This window comes from Aeromonas sp. R6-1 (assembly GCF_040908165.1).
GTDB classification, from domain to species: domain Bacteria; phylum Pseudomonadota; class Gammaproteobacteria; order Enterobacterales; family Aeromonadaceae; genus Aeromonas; species Aeromonas caviae.
In genome coordinates this window covers 48,675-62,827 of record NZ_JBFODF010000042.1, presented here as the reverse complement: position 1 = coordinate 62,827, position 14,153 = coordinate 48,675, and the positions used below count along the sequence as shown (strand labels likewise).

The 14,153-nt window shown below is 65.6% G+C and carries 12 protein-coding genes; 3 read left to right on the top strand and 9 right to left on the bottom strand.

Translation table 11 applies throughout. From position 1 onward, the window contains the following. Positions 1–115: 115 nt before the first annotated feature. Together AB5Y68_RS12665 and nifJ are read left to right on the top strand one after the other, a co-directional pair. Positions 116–1,762 (top strand): NAD(P)-binding protein, encoded by a 1,647-nt coding sequence (locus tag AB5Y68_RS12665; RefSeq protein WP_039039861.1) that lies wholly within the window; start codon positions 116–118, stop codon positions 1,760–1,762. Further along, the gene (gene nifJ / locus AB5Y68_RS12660; RefSeq protein WP_368207218.1) at positions 1,759–5,334 is read left to right on the top strand and encodes a pyruvate:ferredoxin (flavodoxin) oxidoreductase; all 3,576 of its coding nucleotides are present in this window, start codon (positions 1,759–1,761) and stop codon (positions 5,332–5,334) included. The genes AB5Y68_RS12665 and nifJ overlap by 4 nt, the downstream gene beginning before the upstream one ends. Before the next feature lie 161 nt (positions 5,335–5,495). On the opposite strand, the gene AB5Y68_RS12655 is transcribed toward nifJ, so the two are convergent. The 6 genes from AB5Y68_RS12655 to AB5Y68_RS12630 form a co-directional block, all read right to left on the bottom strand. After that, entirely contained in the window at positions 5,496–5,711 is a 216-nt protein-coding gene (locus tag AB5Y68_RS12655) for a YdcH family protein (protein WP_005313020.1), read from the bottom strand. A 276-nt stretch (positions 5,712–5,987) separates the two neighbouring features. Then, positions 5,988–6,578 carry a hypothetical protein gene (locus AB5Y68_RS12650; protein ID WP_039039859.1) on the bottom strand — a complete coding sequence of 197 codons (591 nt, stop codon included), beginning with the start codon at positions 6,576–6,578 and terminating at the stop codon, positions 5,988–5,990. A gap of 11 nt (positions 6,579–6,589) precedes the next feature. Next, positions 6,590–7,936: an MATE family efflux transporter gene (locus AB5Y68_RS12645; RefSeq protein WP_039039858.1), complete on the bottom strand. Its 1,347-nt coding sequence runs from the start codon at positions 7,934–7,936 to the stop codon at positions 6,590–6,592. Positions 7,937–8,058: 122 nt separating this feature from the next. Next, complete coding sequence (locus AB5Y68_RS12640) at positions 8,059–9,882, bottom strand: SulP family inorganic anion transporter (protein WP_039039857.1); 1,824 nt, start codon at positions 9,880–9,882, stop codon at positions 8,059–8,061. Between the two features lie 70 nt (positions 9,883–9,952). Then, positions 9,953–10,537 carry a nucleotidyltransferase family protein gene (locus tag AB5Y68_RS12635; protein ID WP_039039856.1) on the bottom strand — a complete coding sequence of 195 codons (585 nt, stop codon included), beginning with the start codon at positions 10,535–10,537 and terminating at the stop codon, positions 9,953–9,955. After that, complete coding sequence (locus AB5Y68_RS12630) at positions 10,527–10,784, bottom strand: GNAT family N-acetyltransferase (RefSeq protein WP_039039855.1); 258 nt, start codon at positions 10,782–10,784, stop codon at positions 10,527–10,529. Before AB5Y68_RS12630 ends, AB5Y68_RS12635 begins: the two co-directional genes overlap by 11 nt. A 154-nt stretch (positions 10,785–10,938) precedes the next feature. Here AB5Y68_RS12630 and cysM point away from each other — a divergent pair, with 154 nt between their 5' ends. After that, positions 10,939–11,829 carry a cysteine synthase CysM gene (cysM, locus tag AB5Y68_RS12625; protein WP_039039854.1) on the top strand — a complete coding sequence of 297 codons (891 nt, stop codon included), beginning with the start codon at positions 10,939–10,941 and terminating at the stop codon, positions 11,827–11,829. A 15-nt stretch (positions 11,830–11,844) separates the two neighbouring features. Here the strand turns inward: cysM and AB5Y68_RS12620 are convergent, their stop codons facing one another. The 3 genes from AB5Y68_RS12620 to AB5Y68_RS12610 are packed head-to-tail and all read right to left on the bottom strand — an operon-like array spanning position 11,845 to position 14,153. Beyond that, positions 11,845–13,029: an iron-containing alcohol dehydrogenase gene (locus AB5Y68_RS12620; RefSeq protein WP_039039853.1), complete on the bottom strand. Its 1,185-nt coding sequence runs from the start codon at positions 13,027–13,029 to the stop codon at positions 11,845–11,847. 16 nt (positions 13,030–13,045) lie between these two features. Next, positions 13,046–13,573, bottom strand: a complete 528-nt coding sequence (locus AB5Y68_RS12615) for a hypothetical protein (protein ID WP_039039852.1) — start codon at positions 13,571–13,573, stop codon at positions 13,046–13,048. After that, positions 13,563–14,153, bottom strand: coding sequence for a TetR/AcrR family transcriptional regulator (locus AB5Y68_RS12610; RefSeq protein ID WP_039039851.1), 591 nt, complete (start codon positions 14,151–14,153; stop codon positions 13,563–13,565). Before AB5Y68_RS12610 ends, AB5Y68_RS12615 begins: the two co-directional genes overlap by 11 nt.

The following is a 14,153-nucleotide window of genomic DNA, read 5'->3' as shown; positions in this document are numbered from 1 at the left end:
AGCTTCCAGTTTCTGACGCTTTCGCTTCTTCCCTCTCCGGCCACCGTCTGCCCAGGCAACACGGTATCAAGCGCATTCGGATGGGGCCTGTCACACAAAAAGAAGAAAGCAATGTATGAGCAAACAACTGGATATGACCCCACAGCCGGATCTCTCCCAGAAAACGGGAACAGGCCCGGTGCGTACCCGGCTACCCGTCTGGCAGCCGGCCCTGCCACCTTGCAACCATGCCTGCCCGGCTGGCGAGAACATCCAGGCCTGGCTTGCACTGGCCGAAGCAGGCCGCTTTGAGGCGGCCTGGCAACGACTCATCGAAGAAAATCCCCTGCCTGCGGTCCACGGGCGGGTCTGTTATCACCCCTGCGAAACGGCCTGCAACCGTGCCCAGGTGGATGAGTCCGTCTCCATCCACGCCATCGAACGCTTCCTCGGCGACGAGGCGCTGGCCCGGGGCTGGCAGCCTGCGCCCCCCGCACCCGCCAGCGGCAAGAAGGTGCTGGTGATCGGTGCCGGTCCCTCCGGCCTCTCCTGCGCCTGGCACCTCAACCGGCTCGGCCATCAGGTGGAGATCCGCGAAGCGGGGCCGCTGGCGGGCGGCATGCTGCGTTTCGGCATTCCCGCCTACCGCCTGCCTCGCGAGATGCTGGACAGGGAGGTGGCCCGCATCGTGGCGGCCGGGGTGACGCTGACCCTCAACCACAAGGTGGAAGACGTGCTCAAAGCGCGCGACGAGGGGGGCTTTGACGCCGTCTTCATGGCCATCGGCGCCCATCTGGCCAAGCGGGTCGACATTCCGGCCCGGGAAGCGGGTAAGATCCTCGATGCGGTGAGTTTCCTCGAGCAGGCCAGTCTTGCCGAAGAACAGGGGTTGCCGCCACCCAAACTGGGGCGGCGGGTAGCCATCTACGGCGGCGGCAACACCGCCATGGACGCGGCTCGCACCGCCCGCCGTTTGGGTGTTGAAGAGGCGATGATCATCTACCGCCGCGATCGCGACCATATGCCGGCCCACACCTTCGAGGCCGATGAGGCCGAGGAGGAGGGGATCAAGATCAACTGGCTGCGCACCATCCGCCAGCTCGACAACACCAATATCGAAGTGGAGGTGATGGCGCTGGATGCCGAGGGCAAGCCGGTACCCACCGGCAAGTTTGAAACCCTCGAAGCGGACTCCCTTATTCTGGCGCTGGGTCAGGAGGTCGACCTCTCGGTGCTGGAGAGCATCCCCGGCGTGCGGGTCAACAAGGAGGGAGTAGTACAGGTTGGCGAGAACCTGATGACGGATGTGCCGGGCCTCTTTGCCGGTGGCGACATGGTGCCCTCCGAGCGCACCGTCACCATTGCCACCGGCCACGGCAAGAAGGCGGCGCGCCACATGGATGCCTGGCTGCGCGGTCGCCTCTACCACAAACCGCTTTCCTATTCATTGGTGGGGCCGGAGCAGTTGCAGCTCTGGTTCCAGACCCACGCCCCGGCCAGCAGTCAGCCGGTCAAACCGCCCTCGGCGCGGGACGACTTTGGCGAGATCATCGGCGGGCTGGACGAGACGGCCGCCCGCTACGAGGCGGCGCGCTGCTACTCCTGCGGCAACTGCTTTGAGTGCGACGGCTGCTACGGCAGCTGCCCCGAGCAGGCCATCGCCAAGCTGGGGCCGGGTCTGGGGTATCAGGTGGATGCCGAACTCTGCACCGGCTGCGGTGCCTGTCATGACCAGTGCCCCTGCCACGCCATCGAGCTTCGCCAACCGGAGGAGTCCCAATGAAACATGAACTGATCATGGTTGACGGCAACGAAGCCGCGGCCCGGGTGGCGTACCAGCTGAGCGAAGTGTGTGCCATCTACCCCATCACCCCGAGCTCGACCATGGCCGAACTGGCCGATGCCTGGGCGGCACAGGGGCAGACCAACCTGTGGGGCAACATCCCCACAGTCGTGGAGATGCAGAGTGAAGGGGGGGCGGCCGGCACGGTACACGGCGCCCTGCAGGCGGGGGCGCTCGCGACCACCTTCACCGCCAGCCAGGGGCTGATGCTGATGCTGCCCAACATGTACAAGATCGCCGGTGAACTGACCTCGGTGGTGTTCCATGTGGCGGCCCGTTCGCTGGCGGCGCAGGGGCTGTCGATCTTTGGCGACCATCAGGACGTGATGGCGGCGCGCAGCACCGGCTTTGCCATGCTCGCCTCCGGCTCGGTGCAGGAGGCGCAGGACCTGGCCCTGGTCGCCCACAGCGTCACCTTGCAGTGCCGGGTGCCCTTTATCCACTTCTTCGACGGGTTCCGTACCTCCCACGAGGTGAACAAAATCACCGCGCTGCATCGGGATGAAATTCGTGCCCTTATCGACAACGACTGGGTACGCGCCCACCGCGCGCGGGCGCTCAACCCGGATCATCCGGTGATGCGCGGCACCGCCCAGAACCCGGATACCTATTTCCAGTCCCGCGAGAGCGTCAACCCCTTCTACGAGGCGGTGCCGGCCCGGGTGCAGCAGTGCATGGAGAGCCTCGGTGAGCTGACTGGCCGCCACTACCAGTTGGTGGAGTACCACGGCGCGCCCGATGCCACCGATGTCATCGTGCTGATGGGCTCGGGGGCCGCCACCGCCCGCACCACTGTGGATTGGCTCAACCGGCAGGATCGCAAGACCGGGGTGCTGGTCATTCGCCTCTATCGCCCCTTCCCGGTACAGGCGCTGCTTGATGCGCTACCCGCCAGCGTGCGGCGCATGGCGGTGCTGGATCGCACCAAGGAGCCGGGGGCCGGTGGCGAGCCGCTGCTGCTGGATGTGCAGAGCGCGCTGATCGATGGGCTGCAGCGCGGCCTTATCAAGCGGCTGCCGTGGCTGAGCGGTGGCCGCTATGGCCTCTCTTCCAAAGAGTTCACCCCCGCCATGTGCGCGGCGGTGTTCGAGGAGCTGGCCTCCGATGCGCCGCGCCCCCGCTTTACCGTGGGGATTGTGGACGATGTGTCGGGCCTCAGTCTGGCATGGCACCCCATCGGCGATCTGGAGCCCGCCAGTCGGGTACGGGCGCTCTTCTTCGGCCTCGGTGCCGACGGCACGGTGGGCGCCAACAAGAACAGCATCAAGATCATCGGTGAGCTGGAGAGGTTCCACGCCCAGGGTTACTTCGTCTACGACTCCAAGAAGTCGGGCTCGCGCACCGTCTCCCACCTGCGCTTTGGCCCCGAGCCCATCGATGCCCCCTGGCTTATCGAGCAGGCGAGCTTTATCGGCTGCCACCAGTGGGGCTTCGCCCTGTCGGTCGATCTGCTGGAGCACGCCGCGGAAGGGGCAACCCTGCTGCTCAATGCTCCCTATGAGGCGGACAAGGTGTGGGGCCAGCTGCCCGAGCGGCTGCGTGCCCGCATCCGCGCCCTCGATATCCGCCTCTACTGCATCGACGGCGATCGGGTGGCCGAGCGCAACGGCATGGGCAACCGCATCAACACGATTATGCAGACCTGCTTCTTCGCGCTGGCCGGCATCTTGCCGCGGGATGAGGCGATTGCGCTGATCAAGGAGAGCATCGAGAAGAGCTATGCCCGCAAGGGGCCCGAGGTGGTCGAGCGCAACTTCGCGGCGGTGGACGACACCCTGGCCCATCTCCATCAGGTGGCCATCCCGGCCGGTGAGGAGCAGATCAGCGACTATCCGCTGCCGCTGGCACCGGGTGGCAGCGAGTTTGTCCAGCGAGTGACCGGCGAGATGCTGGCGGGGCGCGGCGATCTGATCCCTGTCTCCATGCTGCCGGTGGATGGCACTTACCCCACTGCCACCAGCCGCTTCGAGAAGCGGGATATCGCCCGCGAGATCCCGATCTGGCACTCCGATATCTGCATCCAGTGCGGCAACTGCGTCTTTGTTTGCCCCCACGCGGCGCTGCGGGCCAAGTTCTACCATCAGGACTGGCTGGCGAGCGCCCCCGAGGCGGCGCAGTCGGTGCCTGTCACCGCCAAGGGTTTCCCCGACAGCCGCTACACCTTGCAGCTCTATCCGGAAGATTGCACCGGTTGTGGCCAGTGCGTGCAGGCTTGTCCGGTGCGGGCCGGGGCTGATGAGGAACACGAGGGCGAGCGCGCCATCGCCATGATGGACAAGGCCCCCCATCTGGCTGGTCAGAAACAGGCGCTGCGCTGGTTCGAGAGCCTGCCCTGGCCTGCTCGCGAGCGGGTGGATTTTTCCACCGTGCGCGGTACCCAGTTCCTCGAACCCCTGTTCGAGTTCTCCGGCGCTTGCGCCGGCTGTGGCGAGACCCCCTATCTCAAGCTGCTGACCCAGCTGTTTGGCGACCGCATGTTGGTGGCCAACGCCACCGGTTGCTCCTCCATCTATGGCGGCAACCTGCCGACCACGCCCTGGGCCAAGAACGGTGAAGGGAAGGGGCCGGCCTGGTCGAACTCCCTGTTCGAGGACAACGCCGAGTTTGGCTTTGGTTTTCGTCTCACCGCCGATCAGCACCACGGTCAGGCGGTGGCAGCCTTGCAGGCGATGAAGGGGGAGCTGGGCGCAGAGCTAGTCGAGTCGCTGATCAGCGCCCCGCAGCGGCTGGAGTCGGAGATCCGCGCCCAGCGTACCCGGGTCGCGCAAGTGCGGGAGCGGCTGGAAGAGGTGAAATCCGGCAAGGCTCGCGAGCTGCTCTCCTTGATTGATCAGCTGGTGCGCCGCTCGGTCTGGATAGTGGGCGGCGATGGCTGGGCCTATGACATCGGCTCGGCGGGGCTCGATCACGTGCTCGCCTCCGGCCGCGATGTGAACGTGCTGGTGATGGATACCGAGGTCTACTCCAACACCGGCGGTCAGATGTCGAAATCGACCCCGCTAGGCGCTGTCGCCAAGTTCGCGGCGGGAGGCAAGACGCTGGCCAAGAAGGATGTGGCGCTGCAAGCCATCTCCTACGGCAACGTCTATGTTGCCCGCATCGCCTTTGGTGCCAACCCGCAGCAGGCGCTGCAGGCCTTGCGGGAAGCGGAGGCCTATCCGGGCCCGTCGCTGATCATCGCCTACAGCCACTGCATCGCCCACGGCATCGACATGGAGCAGGGATTGGCCCAACAGAAGCGTGCGGTCGATTCGGGCCACTGGCCGCTGATGCGCTACAACCCGGTACTGCGCAGCGCCGGGCAGAACCCCTTCAGCCTCGACAGCCTGCGTCCCTCCATCCCCCTTGCCGAATACCGACAGCAGGAGACCCGTTATAGGGTGCTGGCCCAGAGCCATCCACAGGAGGCACTGCGGCTGATGCAGGTGGCGCAACAAGTGGCGTGGCAGAAGTGGGCCACCTACGAGGAGATGGCCACCCGCGAGGCCAGCCATTTCCATCCGCCGGTGTAAGGATGGGGTGAAACAGGTATGACAAAGCGGGCCATTGGCCCGCTTCGTTTTCCGGTGCCAAGGGAAGTGGCCGTTGCCGCGCCTTGGGGCGGTCAACAAAAAGCCCGGCGTCGGGCCGGGCTGGCAGGATAAGTTGCTTATCCAGGTATTCGTCGAGGCGTCTAGTGTGGATGTTGTTTGAGGATGTCGTATATCTCCTCTTTCAGTTTAAGTTTCTGTTTTTTCAGATCCTTCACCTCGGAGCTGTAGTCGCTGGCGTGGTGTTTCTCCAGCTTTCTGATCTCCGCATCCAGGTCGTTGTGCAAGTCAAACTTCTTCTGGAAATGGACATCACTGCTCTTCAGTTTCGAGATGAGATCTCTGTACTCCGGAAACATGTAATGAAGCCTCCTTGTTGTCGTTTGATTGTGCCTGCAAGACCAAAGTACCCCTTACTGCCGGGGAGAAACGTGATCCCGATCCAATTCGGGGCCACGGATTTGCTGCATGGGAAGGGCGATTTTTAACTGTTTGAATTACAAGATGATTGCCTGCTGACCCAGGGACCGCAGAGGAAAGAAGCGGGATCCGCTTCACATTCGGGAGAGGGGGTCTGCAACGGGGCGGGCAACAGAAAGGGGCGCGAGGCCCCTGACTGGAAACGGGTGAGCCGTTTACTCTTTTTTCTTTTTCTTCTCGGGCAGGGGCTTGCCGTCTCTGGCAATCACCTTGCCTGCCTCGAAACCGATCTGCGCCGCCAGCTCTTCCAGATCCGGCGCCTTGGCCTCGTTGCCGATGGCGTACTGGTAGTTGGCGATGGAGATCTTCTCCGCCACCGGTGTGCCCGGCACGATGGGTTCGCGCCAGCCCTGACCGATGTGGGCCACCAGGGTGCCGTTCATGATGAGCTCGCCGACGATCTCCTGGGTGGGGATGCCCTTGCCATAGGTGAGGCCCTGCGGGTGCTTCTTGCCGACCAGAGGCTCTTGGCTTGCGGGCATCAGCTTGGTGCGGATCAGCCACTTGGGCGATTTGGTCTTGCCCACCGCCTTGCCGGTCTGGTACTCGTTGATCTTGATGGTCTTGATCATCTGGGCCGTGAACTCCTTGGTCAGGGCCTTCTGGGCTTCGCTGGTCTCGTCGATGACGATGGGGGCCACATACCAGGTCTGGGGAGCCTGCGCCTTGGGGGTCGCCGGGGCGGTTTGCGCCATGGCGAGCGGGCTGAGCAGGATGGCCGTCAACAAGAGTCCGATTTTCTTCATGGTGATTCCGCTTATGTTTCGACAAGAATTTTGTTTTGCCAGCGACGACTGCGCCAGCGCCAGAACATGGCCAGACCGCGCACCCACTCGTCGCAGGCGAGGGCCAGCCAGATGCCTACCAGGCCATAGCCCTGCATGATACCAAGGAAATAGGCCAGGGGAACGGCAATGCCCCACATGGAGACGAGCGCCATGTAGAGCGGGAAACGGGCATCCCCGGTGGCGCGCAGGGCGTTGATCACCACCAGATTGAAGGTGCGACCGGGTTCGAGGATGAGGCTGATGAGGAAGAGCTGCGCCACCTGGGTGATGATGTCGGCGTCGTCGGTGAACAGGCTGATGATGGCGCGGCCGTTGAGGGCGGCGGCGATGGCGATGGCGGCGGTGACGATGAGGCCGAGTTTCAGGCTCTTCATCAGTTGGCGATAGGCCTGATCGAAGCGTCGGGCCCCCGCCAGGTGGCCGATGATGATCTCGTTGCCAAGGCCGATGGAGAGGCCGAACAACAGGATGAACAGGCAGATCTGGAAGAAGTAGGACTGGGTCGCCAGCGCCTTGTCGCCAAGCAGGCCGACGAAGGCGGTCACCACCATGAACTGCAGCATCCAGGAGAGGTTCTCCCCCGCCGCCGGCAGACCGATGTGCAGCACCTTGTCCAGCATGGCGCGGCTTGGGCGGACGATCTCGGGCAGACGCAGCCGGATGCCGGTCTTGCGCGCCACCAGCCATACCAGCAGCCCCACCCCGACGATGCGCCCCGCCACCGTGCTGATGGCGACCCCGGCGACCCCGAGCTGGGGCAGGCCGAACCAGCCATAGAGCAGCAGCAGGTTGCCGACGAAGGTGATGAGGTTGACGATGAGGGTCACGTACATGGCCTGGCGGGTGTGGCCGTGGGCACGCAGGGTGGCGGCCAGGCAGAGGGCCGCCGCCTCCGGCAGCAGGCAAAGCCCGATGATCTGCAGGTAGAGGCTGCCGTCGCTCATCAGGTGGGCAGGCAGGTTCATCAGCGCCAGCATGGTGCCGGCCCCCACCATGACGCCGACCGCGGCCACCAGTCCCACCAGCAGGTTGAAGCCGATGGCGGTGTGGATGACGACGCGGGCTTTTTCCTTGTCTCCCGCCCCCAGATACTGGGTGATCACCACGCTGGTGCCGATGCTGACGAAGCTGAACAGGGTGATGGCGAGATCGAAGACCTGGTTGCCCACCGCGAGGGCCGCCACCCCCTGATAGGAGACGTGGCCCACCATGAAGGTGTTGAGGGCCCCGGTCAGAAAGTGAAGGGCCAGATCGATGAACAGTGGCCAGGTCAGGGCGAAGAGGGAGCCCGGGCCCGCGTGGGATTGAGTCTGCATGGGATATCCAGGTGCTGGCGATGGCCCTCGTCAGGGCCAACTGGAGGGGCATTTAACACCAAGCGGGGGCGGGGTGCAATCCTGGTCGCAGGAGGAGGGGACCTGCGACCAGGGGATGTCTCTCAGACCGGCGTGGCGCCGGCCTCCTGCTCGCTGGGGCGGGTGAGGCGCGCCGAGTCGGGCAGGTCGTCATCGTGCGGCCAGCGGGTGAGCAGGGCATCCGTGGTGCTCTCCACCCCCTCGTCGTCCCGGAACACCGGCTCCCGGTAGCAGCGGGTCATGCGCAGGGCCTGGTACATGTCGGGGCAGAGGATGATGCCATCCTCGCCGACCCGGATCCCCGCCTGTTTGAACCACTGGCTCATCTGGCCGTGTCGACCGGCCATCACCATGTGGATGCCGCGCCGCTTGAGCTCCTTGTGCAGCTCTCCCACCATGCTCATCACGCTGATGTCCTGATGGGTGAAGCAGGCCACCGCATCCACCACCAGGCACCTGGGATTGTGGGGATCCTGCACCAGCAGTGCCAGCACCCGCCGTTTGAAGTAGGGGGCGTTGAAGTAGGTGAGCGGGGAGTTGAAGCGGTAGACCAGGATGCCGGGAATCGCCTTGGCCTGCTCGTTGTCCCCCAGGGTGCGCACCACGCCCTCGTCGTCCATGCCGAGCAGCTGGTCGGTGGGGCGCATCACGTTGCGCAGGAACTGGAACAGCCCCAGCAGGACCGCGAGGGTGATGCCCGGAATGACCCCCATGGTGAGCACGCTGACAAAGGTCACCAGGGCGAGCCAGAAGGCGGCGCGGTCCGAGTCGCGCAGAGCCCAGAGGCCGCGAAAATCCGTCAGCGACAGGGAGGCCATCACCAGCACCACGCCGAGGGCGGCGGTGGGAATGTATTGCAGCGGCGCCGTCAGGTAGAAGGTGACCAGGGCGATGACGGCGGCGGCGATGATGGAGACCAGCTGGCTCTTGCCGCCGTTGGCGTCGTTGACTGCGGTACGCGAATCCGCCCCGCTGATGGCAAACCCCTGGGAGGCGGCGGCGGCCAGGTTCGCCATGCCCAGCGCCCTAAACTCCTTGTCCGCATCAATCTCGTAGCCATTCTTGGCGGCGAAGCTGCGGGCGGTGAGCATCATGGAGACGAAGCTCACCATGGCGAGGTTGAGGGCGGGCAGCACCAGCTCACGGATAAGCCCGGGGGGAAAGTCCGGCATCTGGAAGGCGGGCAGCCCCGAGCCGATGGTCCCCAGGGTGGCGATGTCGACGCGGCCGAGATTGAACAGCCACACCAGGGCCGCCGTCACCACCATGGCCACCATGGAGGAGGGCCAGGCCGGTCTGTAGCGCTTGGCCAGCAGCAGGGTGAGCAGGGCCGTCAGGCTCATGGCCAGGGTGGGCAGATGGGTCTGGGTAATGTAGCTGGTGCCGTTCAGGATCCGCTCTATCAGGTAGCGCTCGCTGAAGGTGAAGCCGAAGATCTTGGAGAGCTGGCCCACCATGATGGTGATGGCCACCCCGTTGAGCAGCCCCATCAGGATGGGGCGGGAGAGAAAGTCTGCCAGCACCCCCAGCTTGAAGCGGCTGGCGATGAGGCACCAGAAGCCGGTCATGGCGGTCATGGTCATCACCAGTTGCCAGTGACGGGTGGGATCCCCGGCGGCGAGCGGCGTTACCACGGCGGCGATCACCGCGCAGGTGGCGGCATCCGGACCGACGATGAGCTGACGGGAGGTGCCAAAGAGGGCATACACCACCATGGGCAGGATGCAGGAGTAGAGGCCGACGATGGCGCCCACCCCGGCGAGCTCCGAATAGGCGATGGCCACGGGCAGGGCCACGGCCGCGACCGAGAGGCCAGCGCGAAGATCCGGCATCAGCCAGGCCCGCTGGTATTGCAGCAAGGCGGCGAGCCCCGGCAGCCAGCGCTCGAGAGAGAAGAAGTCGCGCATTATTTAACCCATTGAGTTACAAACATCTTTTTCTTAGTGTGCCCAAGGTTGTCGACCCTTTGCAATCCGCTCATGGCCAGTTCACCACAAGGTCAGGCCAGATGCGTTGCCACTCCTTGGCCCTGACTCGTTCGCTAAAGATACGGCTCTCCTGGCGACAGCGCGGATTGGGGCTCACCACCAGGGACCAGTTGGGGGCAAAGCCGTAGGGGGCCAGCCACTCGAACGCATCATCTGCCAGCAGGCGGACCCCGATGCAGGTGGGTATCTCCACCCAGTGGCTGAGGGCCGAGAGCGAGCTGGCAAAAGGAGGCACCTGCTGGCGCAGATGCATGCGGGCCTGGTTGCGCACCTCCCACTGCTGGCCCGGCATCCTGGCGGCGAGCCAGGCTTCGTGATCGGCCTCCTTCAATCCAGTCGGATCAGCGCTGTCCAGATAGATAAGATCGATGTCGTTGAGCGGGGTGGGCTCGGCCTTGTGATGGAGGTGATCCCAGATGAGGTTGCGCACAAACCCCGCCCCCAGGGCCCAGTCGGGCAGAGCCAGCTCCCGCGCAGCCCGGAGGCAATCCATGCGCGGGTGATCAGCTCGCAGCAGGGCCTCGGTGCAGGCTCGCAGGTGTGCCTCCTGCAGCGCCGCGGCTTCAACCGGCATTGCGGCGCAACCAGACGTCGATGTAGCTGCAGCTCGGCACTATGGTGAGCCCCTCAGAGAGGGCCCAGTCGTAGAAGCGGCGGGCCAGCCTGTCGGCAATCCCCTGTCCGCGCAGCTCGGGGGGAACCTGGGTGCTGTAGGCGTCCACCGTGGTGGCGTCCAGCCGGCGATAGGCAAGGCGGGAGAGCTTGCCGTCCACGGTGCAGACAAACTGCTGCTGATCGGCCTGGTGTAGGATGTCGCTCATCGGGAGTCCTCTCTGGGTGAATGGGAAGATCAGAACATGGCGGACAGGGTTTGCCAACGCCATTCTTTGCGCCCATGGCGGGCTCGCTTACACTGGCCGGCCTGCGAATGGTCGCAAGGCAAGGTATAGAACATTGAGAGAGGATGGATCCGTCATGGCCTTCGCCACCCTGGACGAGCTGATAGGCAACACCCCGTTGCTGGCGCTGCGCCGCATCAATCCGCACCCCGGCGTCACCCTGCTGGTGAAGCTGGAGGGCAACAATCCCGCCGGCTCCGTCAAGGACAGGGCGGCGCTGAACCTCATCAGGCAGGCAGAGGCGAGTGGTCACTTAGCGCCAGGAGCCCGGCTCATCGAGGCCACCTCCGGCAATACCGGCATCGCGCTGGCCATGGTGGCGGCGTCCCGGGGTTACCGGATGCGACTCATCATGCCGAGCAACATGAGCCAGGAGCGGCGCGACGCCATGCAGGCCTACGGTGCCGAGCTGGTGCTGGTGGAAGAGGGCATGGAAGCGGCGCGAGACCTCGCCCTGGCCATGCAGGCGCGGGGGGAGGGGCTGGTGCTCGATCAGTTCAACAACCCCGCCAACCCGGATGCCCACTACCGCTCCACCGGCCCCGAGATCTGGCGCCAGAGCGGCGGGGCGGTCACTCACTTCGTCTCGGCCATGGGCACCACGGGCACCATCATGGGGGTCTCCCGCTACCTCAAGGAGCAGAACCCGGCGGTGGCGGTGATCGGCCTGCAACCGGCCGAGGGGAGCCAGATCCCCGGCATTCGCCGCTGGCCCGAGGCCTACCGGCCCGCCATCTTCGAGCCTGCGCGGGTCGATGGGGTGCTGGATGTGACACTGGAAGAGTCCCTCGTCATGATGCGCCGCCTGGCGCGGGAGGAGGGGATCTGCTGCGGTGTCAGCTCGGGTGGCGCCGTGGCCGGGGCCTTGCGGGTGGCGGCGGAGATCGGGCAGGGGGTGGTGGTGGCAATCATCTGCGATCGGGGGGATCGCTACCTCTCCACCGGGGTCTTCACCCCCGATGTCTGACGGGCAAGGGGCCCGTTACTCCCAGGCCCGCTCCAGCAGGGCCAGCAACTGTTCCCTGCCCGCATCCTTGCGGTTGTAGAGCAGGGCGCCATCGTTGATGGCGAGATCCCGGATCCCGGGCAGCAGCGCCTTGTCGGTGAGGCCCGCCTCCCGCAGGGTGCGAGGCAGCTTGACCGTCTGCCACAGGGTATCGCGCAGTGCCTGCAACGCCTCGATGGTGGCCTGGGCCCGCGCGGCGGCCGGGGTTGCGGCAAAGCGCTCGGCCCCCACCAGGGGCAGCAGCAGGCGGGCCAGCTCGGGGTCGATGCCGGGCCGGTTGTAGTCGAGCACGGTGGGCAGGAAGAGGTTCATACAGAGGCCATGGGGCAGGTGGCAGCGCGCCCCCAGACTGTGGCCGAGGGCGTGCACCAGCCCCACCATGGAGTTGGAAAACGCCATGCCCGCCAGGGTGGAGCCCTCCGCCAGTTGCAGCCGCAGGCCCTTGTCTGTCGGGTGGGCCAGCACCCTGGGCAGGGCGGTGGCAATCTTCTCCACCGCCATCAGGGCCAGGGCGTCACTGACCGGGTTCTTGCCGTTGCCGATGAAGGCCTCGATGGCGTGGGTCATGGCATCCATGGCGGTGGCGGCGGTGATGGGCAGCGGCAGCCCCAGGGTGAAGCGGGGATCCAGCACCGCCAGCCGGGGCAGCAGGAAGGGGGAGGTGAAGGGCACCTTGCGCCCGCTCCCTTCATCCTTGATCACCGCCACCAGGGTCACTTCGGAGCCGGTCCCCGCCGTGGTGGGGACCACCGCCAGGGGGTTGAGGGGACGGGTCAGGCAATCCGCTCCGGCATAATCGAGCAGCCGCTCGCCCCCCAGGGTCGCCAGTATGTTCACCGCCTTGGCGGTGTCGATGACGGAGCCGCCGCCAAGGGCGAGCAGGCTGTCACAGCCCAGCTCCCGGTAGTGGCGGGCGATCCGCTCCACCACGGCGGTGGAGGAGTCCGCCGGGATCTCGTCCCAGATGGCGGCGACCGGCAAGGCCCCTTCGGCCATCACATCGGCCAGCAGGGTGGCGAGCCCGCTGCCGCTGACCCCCTTGTCGGTGAGCAGCAGCGGGCGGCCAGCTCCCAATCCCCTCAAGGCATCCGGCAACTGTTCCAGTGCCTGCTCCCCCGCCATCAGCTTGACCGGGCAGAAAAAATCGTAATAACGGCTCATCCCGTTCTCCTCGTGTTCAACCGGTTAGCAGACCCAGATAGATGTGGCAGGCCCGCGCGAGCTTGCGATGCGGGTCCGGGTAGTGGCGAAGCAGGGGCCGCGCGATGAAGGCGGGCAGGATGAGGCTCTGCAACTGCTCAAGCGCTCGCACCAGGTGCATGGCCGCGTCGAGATCCCCCTCCACCAGCAGCCGGTTTTCGCAAAAGGCCTGGTTGATGCCGAGGCGAAAACTGAGGGCGCGAAAGGCGACGGCGGGGTGCTTGAAGCGCACCCGCAGGGGGTGGGGGCCGTCATGGGCACAGGTCGAATGCGCCCTGCCAGCCTCCTCACCGCAGTGCCAGCGCCCCGCGAACTTGTAGAGACTCAGCCCCCGGGTCATGCCGCTTACCTCCAGCCTGATGGTGAGACCGTCCGGCAGGGGGGCAAGCTCGCGGCGTACCGCCTCGTCGACCCGGGCGGCGCGGCACAGGGTGCGGCCGATGATCCAGAGCAGGCTGCCAATCCAGAGGCGCCTGCCGGTGGCAAGCAGGGCGTCAGGGCGCATGGGAACCTCCGCTGATGGCGGACCAGAAGAGGGTGAAGGCGCTCTCCTGCCAGTGGGGGTCTTCTCCCAGTTCAGGCTGATCGACAAAGAGGGAGGCGCAGGCCAGAAACTGGCCCTGGCACACCTCCAGCATCAGGGCCGGCGGGGCCGACATCAGCTCGCCGCTGGCCTGGCCCCGGGCGAGCAGGCTCGGCAGAAAATGCAGGGTCTCCGCCAGGATCTGGCTGCGCAGGGAGCGGGCCAGCAGGGGGGAGTGGAAAAAGCCCAGCACGAACCTGAGCTCACGGGGGTGGGCCTGCATCCAGCCCATGGCCTGGTGCCAGTAGTGGCGGGCCTGCTCCTGGAGCGGCAGGGCGGCATCGGCCTCGGTGATGGCGGCGCCAAGGCGCAGCTTGATGTCCTGGTAGAGGCTCTGGATCAGCACCTCCTTGCTGGGAAAGTGATGAAACAGGGTGCCATTGGCCACCCCGGCCGCCTTGGCGATGCGGGCGGTGGCGGCGCCCTGCAGGCCATCCTCGGCGCACAGGGCCAGGGCGGCATCCAGGATCTGGCGGCGTTTGTCGGTCATGGTTTCTCGCAT